The following is a 13462-nucleotide window of genomic DNA, read 5'->3' on the forward strand; positions in this document are numbered from 1 at the left end:
GTCGTGATGGAGTCGCATTATAGGGATAGTTCAGAGTGAGTCAACGCTTTTTCTAGAGAAAAATATCGTTCGTCTCAAAATTAAACAAGGGTGAGATAATTATCATCACTATAGGGTACAGTTTAGACAAGTACACTGACTTTCCTCAACAACTTCCCGTTAACAGCATTGAGGAATTAAGGTGCAGTGATAAAATGACCCCCACTTTTATTACTTTAAATCACCAATAACGTTCATTGAAAAGTGAAACGTAATTAAGGCAATCCCCGATGAGTAAAATTAAAACCCGTTTCGCACCAAGCCCAACTGGCTATCTTCATGTTGGCGGTGCTCGTACCGCACTTTATTCCTGGTTATATAGCCGCCATAACAAAGGCGAATTTGTATTGCGTATCGAAGATACTGACCTTGAACGCTCAACTCAGGAAGCTATCAATGCCATTATGGACGGTATGAACTGGTTAAATCTGAATTGGGATGAAGGCCCTTATTATCAGACGAAACGTTTTGATCGTTATCATCAGGCAATTGATCAAATGCTAGAACAAGGGAGTGCCTATCGCTGCTATTGTTCTAAAGTGCGTCTGGAAGAACTGCGGGAAACTCAAATGGCAAATGGCGAGAAACCGCGTTATGACGGCCATTGCCGTGATAATCTATGTCAACATAACCCAGATCAACCCCATGTCGTCCGTTTCCGCAATCCACAGGAAGGTTCTGTTGTTTTTAATGATCGTATCCGAGGCCCCATCGAGTTCAGTAATCAGGAACTTGATGATCTGATTATCCGTCGTACCGATGGCTCACCAACGTATAATTTCTGTGTTGTTATCGATGACTGGGATATGGAGATCACCCATGTCATCCGCGGTGAAGACCATATCAATAATACGCCTCGCCAAATCAATATCCTGAAAGCACTAGGCGCTCCCGTGCCAGAATATGCACACGTTTCGATGATTCTAGGTGATGACGGTAAAAAATTATCCAAACGTCACGGTGCAGTGAGCGTTATGCAATACCGTGATGATGGCTATCTGCCAGAAGCACTGCTGAATTATCTGGTTCGTTTGGGTTGGTCGCACGGCGATCAAGAAATTTTCAGCATTGAAGAAATGACTGAGCTGTTCAGCCTGGATGCCATCAATAAATCCGCCAGTGCATTCAATACCGAAAAATTGCAATGGTTGAACCATCACTATATTAATACCCTACCGCCAGAGAAAGTTGCCGTTCATCTAGCATGGCATATTGAGCAACAAGGTATTGATACCCGTCATGGTCCACAGTTGGTTGATCTAATTAAATTACTGGGCGAACGTTGTAAAACTCTGAAAGAGATGGCGGAATCCTGCCGCTATTTTTATGAAGATTTTGCTGAATTTGATGCCGATGCGGCGAAGAAACATTTGCGCCCAGTTGCCCGTCAGCCTCTTGAAGTTGTCCATGCAAAGCTGGCTTCAATTACTGATTGGACACCAGAAAATGTGCACCATGCCATTCAATCCACCGCTGATGAGCTAGAAGTCGGTATGGGTAAAGTCGGTATGCCATTGCGGGTTGCGGCTACCGGTGCAGGTCAATCCCCAGGTGTGGATGTCACTATTCACGCTATCGGGCAAACCCGTATTTTATCCCGTATCAATCAAGCGCTGGAATTCATTGCTCAACGTGAAACTCAATCCTAATTAATGCACCCAAGGCATCACTTATCACATGTGATGCCTTTTTATTTTCAGAAAATCTCATTTAATTGCTACCTTTTTACCACTTTCCCAAGCACCTTCTATTTTACTTCAACCCATTGCTCAGTCTCTATTTTGCTAATTGATTATAAAGTTGATGGCTTTTTCAACGCTTGTTGTGAGAATGATAAGTTAGCCGTTGACAGTATTTGCAAGGTTTCATATTATGCGCCCCGTTCCATTAATTTTGATTGGGGCTATAGCTCAGCTGGGAGAGCGCTTGCATGGCATGCAAGAGGTCAGCGGTTCGATCCCGCTTAGCTCCACCAAATCCTTTATATTGTAATAAGGTATTTGGCACTAAAATTAGGAAATACCACGCTCGTGGGGCTATAGCTCAGCTGGGAGAGCGCTTGCATGGCATGCAAGAGGTCAGCGGTTCGATCCCGCTTAGCTCCACCAAAATTATCAGGCCCTGAAAGCTATGCCTTCAGGGCCTTTTGGTTGTTACCATGTCTAACCGCCATTATCGATTAAAAAACAAACGCCAACCTTAGCTAACCTTTTTTCAATGGCTTCACCAACGAATCTAGTCCCTCTAGTTTTATTGCTAAAGTCATCTCCATCAGCGCACCCAATTTACCTTGTGGAAATTCACCCTTACGAGCAAACCACAACAAATACTCTTCCGGTAAGTCAATGAGCATACGCCCTTTGTATTTACCGAACGGCATTGCAGTATTAGCAATTTCTATCAGGTTCTCTTTTTCCATAATTTGTACGTCTATAAGGAGAAATAGGTGAAAGGGAAATTGCATCATCCATGATGCAACATTCCATGATAAAACGTTATCTTTTACAGTACCAAACCTGCAATAGCCGCAGACAAGAAACTGACAAGCGTTGAACCAAACAGTAGTTTCAAACCAAAGCGGGAAACGACATTACCCTGTTTCTCATTCAAGCCTTTAATCGCACCTGCCACAATCCCAATGGAAGAGAAGTTAGCAAAAGAAACCAAGAATACCGACAAAATACCCTGTGAACGAGGAGAAAGTTCTGTCGCAATGGATTGTAAGCTGTGCATTGCCACAAATTCGTTAGCAACTAATTTGGTTGCCATGACACTACCAACCTTCAATGCTTCATCTGTAGGAATCCCAATCACCCAAGCAAATGGATAAAACACATAACCGAGCATTTCCTGGAAGCTCTTTTCAAACACCATGCTGAACAACGCATTAACAGCCGCAATCAGGGCAATGAAACCAATCAACATAGCTGCGACAATGAGGGCCACCTTGAAACCCGCCAAAATATATTCACCTAGCATTTCGAAAAAACTTTGGCCTTCGTGAAGATTGCTCATCTGAATATCTTCTTCACTGTCAACAGCATACGGGTTAATCAATGATAGGATGATAAAGGTACTGAACATATTAAGCACCAGTGCCGCCACAACATATTTAGGCGCTAAAATTGTCATGTAAGCACCAACGATCGACATAGAAACCGTTGACATTGCTGTCGCAGCCATCGTGTACATGCGACGCTCAGACATTTTTCCCAATACATCTTTATAAGCAATGAAGTTTTCAGACTGCCCAAGTATCAGAGAGCTGACTGCGTTAAATGATTCCAGTTTCCCCATGCCGTTGACTTTAGACAGCAGGGTACCAATAACCCGGATGATGATTGGCAATAGTTTGATATGCTGCAAAATACCAATCAACGCGGAAATAAAGATAATCGGACACAATACATTCAGAAAGAAGAATGCCAGTTTTGCATCCATCATGCCGCCAAAAATGAATTCAGTCCCTTCACCCGCATATTTCAGTAAATGCTCAAACAAACCAGCAAATCCCATGACAAATTCCTGACCAATACCAGAATTCAGGAAAAACCAAGCCAAGATAAGTTCAATAACAAGCAATTGAATAACATAGCGAGGCCGAATACTTTTACGGTCACTACTCGCCAAAATAGCAAGGCCGCCAATGACAATTAAAGCTAAAAAGAAATGCAAGATTTGAGACATATCTACTCCAAACACGATAGAAAGCGAGTTTTTATAAATGCATTCTATGTAATAAAAGGTGAGTAAATGAGGATAAGTATCACATTAAACTGAAATAATTCTTACTGTAAATCTTTACTTAATGTGTCTGATCACATTTTTAGCTGAATCGTATAAGATAAGTTTTAAAAACACCTTATAACGTATAACTGATTATTGAGAAAAACTCTCAATAATCAGTATGTAAATAAAAAGTTATTCACCCAATAAACGAATCATTTCTTCTTCATCAATAACCGGAATATTCAACTCATTAGCTTTAGCTAACTTTGAACCGGCAGCTTCACCCGCAATCACCAAATCTGTTTTTTTAGAAACGCTGCCTGTCACTTTTGCCCCAAGAGCAGCAAGCTTAGCTTTAGCTTCATCCCTGGATAACTGATGCAATGAACCTGTCAACACAACTGTTTTACCCGAAAATGGGCTGTCAATCTTCTCAGCCTTGGTTACGACGACCGGTTCCCAGTTGATACCGATATTATCAATCAGATCGTCAATGACTGTTTGGTTATGAGGTTCAATGAAGAAGTTAACGACATGTTTCGCCACCACTTCGCCAACATCCTGAACCTCTTTCAATGCTTCCTCATCAGCGGAACGTAATTTATCCAGTTCGCCAAAGTGAGCAGCCAGATTAGCAGCGGTCGTTTCCCCAACTTCACGGATACCCAATGCATAAAGGAAACGGGCAAAGGTGGTTCTTTTTGCTTTTTCCAACGCATCTACTACATTCTGGGCAGATTTCGGCCCCATACGATCAAGCCCAGTCAACTTGCCCGCCGTCAGCCTGAAAAGATCTGCCGGGGTTTTGACATACTCTTTATCCACTAGCTGATCGATAATCTTTTCTCCCATGCCGTCAACATCCATCGCCCGACGGGAAACAAAATGTCTAAGCGCTTCTTTACGCTGAGCACCACACACCAATCCCCCCGTACAACGCGCGACAGCTTCCCCTTCAATCCTTTCAATATCTGCCCCACATACCGGGCAATGTTCAGGGAAAACAACTTCATTACTGTCCTGTGGCCTTCTCTCTTCCAAAACACCGACAACTTGTGGAATCACATCACCAGCACGGCGGATAATAACCGTATCGCCAATCCGCAAACCTAAACGTTCAATCTCATCCGCATTGTGCAATGTTGCATTACTGACAATTACACCAGAGACCTGCACTGGCTCCAGACGTGCTACCGGTGTGATTGCGCCAGTACGACCAACCTGAAACTCAACATCACGAACAATCGTCATTTGCTCCTGTGCAGGAAATTTGAATGCCGTGGCCCAACGGGGCGCACGGGCAACAAAGCCTAATGTTTCCTGTAACTCCAGCGAATTGATTTTGACAACAACACCATCGATATCAAACCCCAATGCGGAACGCTGGTTTACAATATCATGATAAAAATCAATAACCTGTTGACTATCGGTACAAACTTTAACTTTATCGCTGACCGGCAATCCCCATTTCTTAAACTGTATCAATCGCTCGTAGTGACTGGCTAGTAACTCGCCCCCCTCCAATATACCAACACCATAACAGAAGAAAGCCAATGGGCGTTTGGCCGTAATACGAGGATCGAGCTGACGTAGAGAGCCAGCCGCCGCATTACGTGGGTTAGCAAATACTTTTGCACCCGTGCGGCGAGCTTCCTCATTCAGTTTCTCAAACCCTTTTTGCGGCATGAAAACTTCACCGCGAATTTCAATACGAGTTGGAATATTTTCGCCGAATAGACGCAGTGGAATTGCGCCGATAGTCCGTATATTTGATGTAATATTTTCCCCTGTTGTACCATCACCACGGGTTGCAGCCCGTACCAACTCACCATTTTCATACAACAGGCTGACAGCCAAACCATCCAGTTTCAGCTCACAGCACACTTCTAAATCCTGAGTTTCTTTCAGGCGGTCACGTACCCGCTTATCAAACGCCAGATAACTCTCTTCATCAAATACGTTATCCAGTGACAACATAGGAATTTCATGGCGGACTTGTTCAAAAGCCGTCAGAGGAGCAGCTCCAATCCGCTGCGTTGGTGAATCCGATGTAATCAACTCAGGGTATTGTTCTTCAAGATCCTCCAATTCCTGCATTAACCGATCATATTCTGCATCAGGGATCTCTGGTGCATCCATGACGTGATACAGATATTCATGATGACGCAGTGTTGTTCTGAGCTTTTCTATTTGTTGAGCAGTTGATTTCATGATTTATAACCAGCGATAAAAAGCCCCCGACTGGCGGGGGCTTGAACATTCGATAAATTGATTATACCTGAACACCAAGTGTGCTGCGAATACGTGCCTTATACAATTCGATTTTTTGCGGTGTCAGCATTTTTCGCTCATCGTCAAGCACCACACCCCCAACATCAGAAGCAATACGCTGGGCCGCCTGCAACATCAGTTTAAAATTCTGATTAGATTCTCCGTAAGAAGGGACCACCATAAATATGGAAACCCCTGGAGTCGTAAAATCAACCATTGTTTCAGGATTAAATGAACCCGGTTTCACCATATTTGCCAGACTAAACAGGACCGGGCCACTACCTGATGGGTTCACGTGACGATGAAAAATCTGCATTTCCCCAAACTGGAAGCCAGATTGTAGAATACTTTGCAGCAAGGATTCACCATTCAATTCCTGACCGTGGTGTGCTGCTACGTGAAGAACCAAAACAATTTCTTTCACTTTAGTCTGAGCTTCTTTTTCGCCAGCTGCTTCCTGAGATTTTCCTTCAATCACAGATCCGTTTCTTTCAGACTCATTCTGCCCTTCAAATTCAAACAGACCGAGCTGGGGTTCCTGCTCTTCTACGACGGCTTTTCTCGCTGTCGTTTCAGGCTGACGGCTCGCCAGCAATGGATCATCGCTTTCTTCAGGCGTTGCAGCATCAATTTCAGTCAACTTTTGCTGACGGCGTTCGATAGCTGACTCAGCGTTATACTCCTGATGAGATTTCACCTGCTTATGGGCATAAGGCTTTTGCTGATTGTCGAACGCTTCATCGTCACTGTCATCGACGAAACTATTCTGACGATCATGTTTATGACGTTTAACTGGGCGATTACGAAAAAGCGAAGAACGCTCTTTACGGCTGGTCCACAACCCATGTAACAGCAAAGCTATTATTGCTATCGCACCAACAATGATTAATATCAGACGCAAATCCTGCATCATTGCTATCTCTGTTGTTTAATTAAGTATGCCACCACGGCGGAATATTTTCTGTATTAACTGTATTTGTCAAATAACACAAGTGCAAGCTTATACACACTTTTCTTATCAGAAAAATGCCTAATAAGCCTCTTTTGCATTTTTTTTATACAGAACAATACTAGTCAGTCGAAAATCCTGCCTATATGATAGCGTTTCAATCACACAAGAGAGAATAGGAAGTATGCTGAATTTGACAAAATCGCCAAAAAATTTGAGCGGCTTTCAGTATTTGATGCAAGGTTGCAAATTAATTACCCGTTCAGGCATTAAAAGATTTGTTCTATTGCCTTTGTTGGCAAATATTTTGTTTCTCGGCGGTTCATTTTGGTGGTTCTATCAGAAACTGGAGAACTGGATCCATTGGATAGTGAGCAAAATACCGGATTGGATGCAGTGGCTCAGTTATATTTTATGGCCGCTGGCCGTGCTCTCTGTTTTGCTGATTTTTACTTACTTTTTCAGCACCATAGCAAATTTTATCGCAGCGCCATTCAATGGTTTGCTGGCAGAAAAACTGGAAGCGGATTTAACAGGAACCCCCGCACCGGATACCGGCGTTATAGCACTTTTCAAAGATGTTCCACGTATCCTGAAACGGGAATTAGCCAAGCTGTGCTACTATATTCCACGCGCTATGGTCTTATTGCTACTCTATTTTATTCCTGTTATCGGACAGACTGTTGCACCTGTGCTTTGGTTTATTTTCAGTGCCTGGATGCTATCAATTCAGTATTGTGATTACCCCTTTGATAACCACAAAGTCAGTTTTCCAACAATGCGTAGGGTCCTTCGCCAAAACAAAATAATTAATCTGCAATTTGGCGCAACAGTGAGTATTTTAACCATGATACCCATTGTCAATTTGGTGATTATGCCTATTGCCGTATGTGCAGCGACAGCAATGTGGGTTGATCGCTATCGAGATCAACACGCTCCTCGTATTATGCCGTGATATTCATTTAAGTTATTCTTTTAGACAATAAAAATATATTTAAGTTATATTTCCATTAACCGGTTGTTGGCGTATTGTTGACCGGATATCACTAAAGGGAGTTGAAAGACGAGTATGAGTAAAATTTACGAAGATAATTCTTTGACTATTGGTCGTACCCCGTTAATTCGCCTAAAACACTTTGGCAATGGGCGTATTCTGGTAAAAGTAGAATCCCGTAACCCAAGTTTTAGTGTAAAATGTCGCATTGGTTCCAATATGATTTGGGATGCTGAAAAACGCGGTATCCTACAACCAGGGAAAGAGTTGGTAGAACCTACCAGCGGTAATACCGGGATCGCCCTTGCTTATGTTGCCGCCGCTCGGGGCTACAAATTAACGCTGACCATGCCAGAAACCATGAGTATTGAACGCCGCAAGCTATTGAAAGCATTAGGCGCGCAACTGGTGCTGACGGAAGGCGCTAAAGGTATGAAAGGTGCCATTGAGAAAGCCAATGAAATCAAAGACAGCGATCCCGACCGCTATATTATCCTGCAACAATTTAGCAATCCGGCAAACCCAGAAATCCATGAAAAAACCACAGGCCCGGAAATCTGGGAAGACACAGACGGTGAAGTGGATGTATTTGTTACCGGTGTAGGGACTGGCGGTACATTAACAGGTGTCACCCGTTACCTGAAAAACACCAAAGGTAAAAATATCACCTCGGTTGCCGTAGAACCTGAAGAATCACCTGTCATCAGCCAGACTCTGGCCGGTGAAGAAGTGAAACCGGGTCCCCATAAGATTCAAGGTATTGGCGCAGGTTTCATTCCAGATAACCTTGATTTGACACTGGTTGATCGCGTTTTCAAAATCAGCAGTGAGGAAGCGATCAAAACCGCACGTGAAATCATGGTGAAAGAGGGAATTTTGGTAGGTATTTCCTCGGGTGCTACCGTTGCAGCAGCAGTGAAGCTTTCTCAGGAACCAGAATATAAAGACAAAAATATCGTCGTTATTCTGGCTTCATCAGGTGAACGCTATTTAAGCAGTGTACTGTTTACTGACTTGTCTGATGAATAAAAGTTTTTAAGTAACTTACTTAGATTTATTGATAAAAAAGCACCTAAATGGTGCTTTTTCTGTGTGGTAGATCAAATTTTTACACTTTGCTAGATGATTTCTTACAATGGGTCTAGTATTTAACCAATAATAATTATTTCGATGCTCGAAATTAATTAACAGGAGTAGTAGTTTCAGTTAAGTAGTTCCGCGATCTATCTTTACTTCAAACTATCAATTAGAAGCATCGGAAAGAACAATTTTTTTGATAATGAATAAAAATTTTTATTACATTATCAACCTGAGAGTCTATCTCAGTAGACGTAGTTAGTGCTGTTCATTCTTACCCGTAAAAGTGAATACAGCACAATGACCCGGAACTTACGAGTCGTACTAAAGAACGTTCAAGAGCTATTATTGCTTTTACCCGAACATTACTCAGTTCGTTCTTTAAGTAAATAAAATCGTCTTAAATGGGATAGGCAGTGAATAAACACTCAAGTTAAAATTTGTCCATTACAAGTTCTTAACTTACATAGCAAAAATCTAAGTTATTGAGGAAACGTTATGTTCCAGCAAGAAGTCACTATTACTGCGCCAAATGGCCTACACACCCGTCCCGCTGCACAGTTTGTTAAAGAAGCCAAAAGTTTCTCCTCCGACATTACACTGACTTCCGGTGGTAAAACTGCCAGTGCTAAAAGCCTGTTTAAGTTACAAACTTTGGGACTCGCTCAAGGCACTGTAGTGACCATTTCTGCTGAAGGTGAAGATGAGCAAAAAGCAATCGAGCATCTGGTTAAGTTGATGGCAGAACTGGAATAACTTTCCATTAAACCGCAAAGCCAGCCAAGATATAAACAGGTATTCACTTAGCCGTTCCTCATCCCCGGATAAACTTTTATCTGGGGATATCAGTTTAAATGCATGTCCTAAAACAGCAAACCATCTGCGGGCTGGCTCTTTAAAGAATAATTATTAGTAGTTAGGTAACATCATGATTTCAGGCATATTAGTATCACCAGGCATTGCTTTCGGTAAGGCACTATTACTGAAAGAAGACACAATCATTATCAATCAGAAAAAAATCAGCCAAGAGCAAGTCGAACAAGAAATTTTCCATTTCAAGCAAGGTCGTGAAAAAGCCTCATCTCAGCTAGAAATCATCAAGAATATAGCAGCAAAAAACCTCGGAGAAGAAAAAGCTGAAATCTTCGAAGGGCATATCATGCTATTGGAAGATGAAGAACTTGAGCAAGAAATTATTACGTTAATCAAAAACGATTTCAAAACTGCGGATGCTGCGGTCTACTCCGTTATTGAAACCCAAGCCCAAGCCCTTGAAGAATTAGATGATGAATACCTGAAAGAACGTGCCACAGACGTACGTGATATCGGTAAACGCTTGCTGAAAAACATTCTGGGTATGCCCATTGTTGATCTTGGCTCAATTTCAGAGGAAGTCATTCTGGTTGCCAACGACCTGACTCCATCTGAAACCGCACAACTCAATCTGGAAAAAGTACTCGGTTTTATTACCGATTTAGGTGGTCGAACTTCTCACACGTCAATCATGGCCCGCTCTCTTGAACTGCCCGCGATCGTGGGTACCACCCAGGCGACGGCGACAATCCAGAATGGTGATTACCTAATCCTGGACGCAGTAAATAACCATATTTACATCAACCCGTCTGATGCAGAAATTGAACAGCTTAAAAAGACCAAAAACGAATATCTGTCAGAAAAAGCTGAACTTGCAAAGTTGAAAGATCTCCCGGCAATGACTCTTGATGGTCATCAGGTTGAAGTCTGTGCCAATATCGGTACCGTCCGTGATGTGATCGGCGCTGAACGCAATGGTGCCGAAGGTGTCGGTTTATACCGTACAGAATTTCTGTTTATGGATCGTGATGCACTGCCAACAGAAGAAGAACAGTTCCAAGCTTATAAAGCCGTTGCCGAGGCAATAGGCAGCCAGGCGGTTATTATACGTACGATGGATATCGGTGGTGATAAAAATCTGCCCTATATGAATCTACCGAAAGAAGAGAACCCATTCCTTGGTTGGCGTGCAATTCGTATTTGCCTTGATCGAAAAGAGATCTTACATTCTCAGTTACGTGCTATCTTACGTGCATCTGCTTTCGGTAAATTACGTATTATGTTCCCAATGATTATTTCTGTAGAAGAAGTACAGGAACTGAAAGTAGAACTTGAATTACTGAAAGGCCAGCTTCGCGAAGAAGGTAAAAAATTCGATGAAGCAATCGAAGTGGGTGTGATGATAGAAACACCAGCTTCAGCAGTTATTGCTCATCACCTGGCAAAAGAAGTTGACTTTTTCAGTATTGGGACAAACGATCTAACTCAGTATACTCTTGCTGTAGACCGCGGTAACGAGTTGATTTCTCATCTTTATAACCCGATGCTACCAGCAGTATTGAGCCTGATTAAGCAAACCATCGATGCTTCACACGCTGAAGGTAAATGGACGGGGATGTGTGGCGAGCTTGCAGGTGATGAACGTGCTACCTTGTTGCTATTAGGCATGGGGCTGGATGAGTTTAGTATGAGTGCGATTTCTATTCCCCGCATCAAGAAAATCATTCGTAATACTCGTTACGAAGATGCAAAAGCGCTAGCTGAGCAAGCCCTTTCTCAGTCTACCGCTAAGGGGTTGATAGAATTGGTTGATACCTTCATCAAAGAAAAAACACTTTGCTAACAATATCGGTTAAAACGCGGTCCAGTATAAACAATTAGGAGAAGATTCATGGGTCTGTTTGATAAACTGAAATCTCTAGTTTCAGATGATAAAAAAAACAGCGGCACTATTGAAATTATCGCGCCTTTATCTGGTGAGATTGTCAATATTGAAGATGTTCCAGATGTTGTCTTCGCCGAGAAAATTGTCGGCGATGGTATCGCTATAAAACCCGCCGGCAACAAGATAGTTGCACCAGTTGATGGAACAATCGGTAAAATATTTGAAACCAACCATGCATTTTCTATCGAATCGGACAGCGGTATTGAGCTATTTGTCCATTTTGGTATTGATACGGTTGAGCTTAAAGGCGAAGGCTTTAAACGTATTGCTGAAGAAGGTCAGCGTGTACAAAAAGGTGATTTAGTTTTGGAATTCGATCTTAAATTCCTTGAAGAGAGAGCAAAATCGACCCTGACACCTGTTGTTATTTCCAACATGGATGAGATTAAAGAGTTATTCAAGTTGAGTGGTTCTGTCACTGTTGGTGAAACACCCATTATGCGTATTAAAAAGTAGCAACACTTTAACTGTTACAATACCATTTTCATATTAAAAAACGGCCGACAATCGCGGCTGTTTTTTTATCCCTTATTTTCAATTTACATCGTTTTCTATTTAGGAATTGGCTAGTGTGAGCAGAGCTTACCCACCTCTTTTACTCTACTCACGATGAATGTATACCCTATGGATTTCAAGATGCATCGCGACGGCAAGGGAGCGAATCCCCGGGAGCATAGATAACTATGTGACCGGGGTGAGTGAGCGCAGCCAACAAAGAGGCAACTTGAAAGATGACGGATATATAACCAGATTAATTAAATACCCCGGTAGAAAGGTATCTGTCACCACGGTCGCAGATAATGGCAACAATGACAGAACCTGGATTTTGTACCGCAACACTTAATGCTCCGGCAACAGCACCGCCGGAACTAACCCCACAGAAAATCCCTTCTTTCTGAGCTAACAAACGCATGGTATCTTCAGCTTCTTTCTGAGTGATATCCAACACTTGATCAACTAACTCCTTGCGAAAAATGCCAGGCAAATAAGCCGGCGACCAACGGCGAATACCTGGAATATGGCTATCCGCCGCTGGTTGTAAGCCAATAATCTGTACACTATTAGACTGGCTTTTTAAATAGCGGCTAACACCGGTAATAGTTCCTGTCGTTCCCATACTGGAAACAAAATGTGTAATACGCCCTTGCGTCTGCTGCCAAATTTCCGGCCCTGTCGTCGTAAAATGCGCTAAAGGATTATCCGGGTTATTGAATTGATCAAGTACTTTACCTTCACCATTACGCTCCATTTGCTGAGCTAAATCACGTGCGCCTTCCATGCCCATTGCGCTACTCACCAAAATCAGTTCTGCACCATAAGCTCGCATAGAAGCTTGACGCTCAAGGCTCATATTATCAGGCATCAGTAATTTAAGGTGATAACCTTTTACTGCGGCAATCATTGCTAACGCAATACCCGTATTTCCGCTAGTGGCTTCAATTAATACGTCACCGGGAGAAATCTCACCCCGCAATTCAGCTTGCTGAATCATTGATAGCGCTGTTCTGTCTTTTATCGAGCCTGCCGGATTATTACCTTCAAGTTTCACCCATATTTCTACACCTAGCCTATCGGTCATTCGTTGTAATTTTACTAGTGGGGTGTTCCCTATAAAATGTTCCAAACTTGCCACAGCTATTACCCA

11 protein-coding genes and 2 tRNA genes are annotated in these 13462 nt (G+C 42.6%); 8 read left to right on the top strand and 5 right to left on the bottom strand.

Annotation, left to right across the window (positions count from 1 at the left end; all coding sequences use genetic code 11):
- Nucleotides 1-269 precede the first annotated feature (269 nt).
- The 3 genes from gltX to LG003_RS17230 all read left to right on the top strand — a co-directional run bounded on the left by gltX (nucleotide 270) and on the right by LG003_RS17230 (nucleotide 2147).
- On the top strand, nucleotides 270-1688 hold the full coding sequence (gene gltX / locus LG003_RS17220; RefSeq protein ID WP_262981254.1) for a glutamate--tRNA ligase: 1419 nt from the start codon (nucleotides 270-272) through the stop codon (nucleotides 1686-1688).
- A 250-nt stretch (nucleotides 1689-1938) separates the two neighbouring features.
- Nucleotides 1939-2014 (top strand) — tRNA-Ala (locus LG003_RS17225).
- A 57-nt stretch (nucleotides 2015-2071) separates the two neighbouring features.
- A tRNA-Ala gene (locus LG003_RS17230) sits at nucleotides 2072-2147 on the top strand.
- A 95-nt stretch (nucleotides 2148-2242) separates the two neighbouring features.
- Here LG003_RS17230 and LG003_RS17235 read toward each other — a convergent pair.
- From LG003_RS17235 to zipA, 4 genes are all read right to left on the bottom strand, one after another.
- Nucleotides 2243-2458, bottom strand: coding sequence for a DUF3820 family protein (locus tag LG003_RS17235; RefSeq protein WP_011145708.1), 216 nt, complete (start codon nucleotides 2456-2458; stop codon nucleotides 2243-2245).
- An 83-nt stretch (nucleotides 2459-2541) separates the two neighbouring features.
- On the bottom strand, nucleotides 2542-3726 hold the full coding sequence (locus LG003_RS17240) for a NupC/NupG family nucleoside CNT transporter (RefSeq protein ID WP_113043643.1): 1185 nt from the start codon (nucleotides 3724-3726) through the stop codon (nucleotides 2542-2544).
- 234 nt (nucleotides 3727-3960) lie between these two features.
- Nucleotides 3961-5979 (bottom strand): NAD-dependent DNA ligase LigA, encoded by a 2019-nt coding sequence (gene ligA, locus LG003_RS17245; RefSeq protein ID WP_262981255.1) that lies wholly within the window; start codon nucleotides 5977-5979, stop codon nucleotides 3961-3963.
- 61 nt (nucleotides 5980-6040) lie between these two features.
- Nucleotides 6041-6952: a cell division protein ZipA gene (gene zipA, locus LG003_RS17250; protein ID WP_262981256.1), complete on the bottom strand. Its 912-nt coding sequence runs from the start codon at nucleotides 6950-6952 to the stop codon at nucleotides 6041-6043.
- Between the two features lie 220 nt (nucleotides 6953-7172).
- Between zipA and cysZ the strand changes: the two genes are divergently transcribed.
- The 5 genes from cysZ to crr all read left to right on the top strand — a co-directional run bounded on the left by cysZ (nucleotide 7173) and on the right by crr (nucleotide 12273).
- Complete coding sequence (cysZ, locus tag LG003_RS17255; protein WP_262981257.1) at nucleotides 7173-7943, top strand: sulfate transporter CysZ; 771 nt, start codon at nucleotides 7173-7175, stop codon at nucleotides 7941-7943.
- Between the two features lie 114 nt (nucleotides 7944-8057).
- Nucleotides 8058-9011, top strand: a complete 954-nt coding sequence (gene cysK, locus LG003_RS17260) for a cysteine synthase A (protein WP_112876230.1) — start codon at nucleotides 8058-8060, stop codon at nucleotides 9009-9011.
- A 546-nt stretch (nucleotides 9012-9557) separates the two neighbouring features.
- Nucleotides 9558-9815: a phosphocarrier protein Hpr gene (ptsH, locus tag LG003_RS17265; protein WP_262981258.1), complete on the top strand. Its 258-nt coding sequence runs from the start codon at nucleotides 9558-9560 to the stop codon at nucleotides 9813-9815.
- Between the two features lie 172 nt (nucleotides 9816-9987).
- Nucleotides 9988-11715 (top strand): phosphoenolpyruvate-protein phosphotransferase PtsI, encoded by a 1728-nt coding sequence (gene ptsI, locus LG003_RS17270; RefSeq protein WP_112876231.1) that lies wholly within the window; start codon nucleotides 9988-9990, stop codon nucleotides 11713-11715.
- Nucleotides 11716-11763: 48 nt separating this feature from the next.
- Nucleotides 11764-12273 (top strand): PTS glucose transporter subunit IIA, encoded by a 510-nt coding sequence (gene crr / locus LG003_RS17275; protein WP_112876232.1) that lies wholly within the window; start codon nucleotides 11764-11766, stop codon nucleotides 12271-12273.
- Nucleotides 12274-12568: 295 nt separating this feature from the next.
- On the opposite strand, the gene cysM is transcribed toward crr, so the two are convergent.
- Entirely contained in the window at nucleotides 12569-13450 is an 882-nt protein-coding gene (cysM, locus tag LG003_RS17280; protein WP_112876257.1) for a cysteine synthase CysM, read from the bottom strand.
- Between the last annotated feature and the right edge of the window lie 12 nt (nucleotides 13451-13462).

The organism is Photorhabdus kleinii (assembly GCF_025384885.1).
GTDB classification, from domain to species: domain Bacteria; phylum Pseudomonadota; class Gammaproteobacteria; order Enterobacterales; family Enterobacteriaceae; genus Photorhabdus; species Photorhabdus kayaii.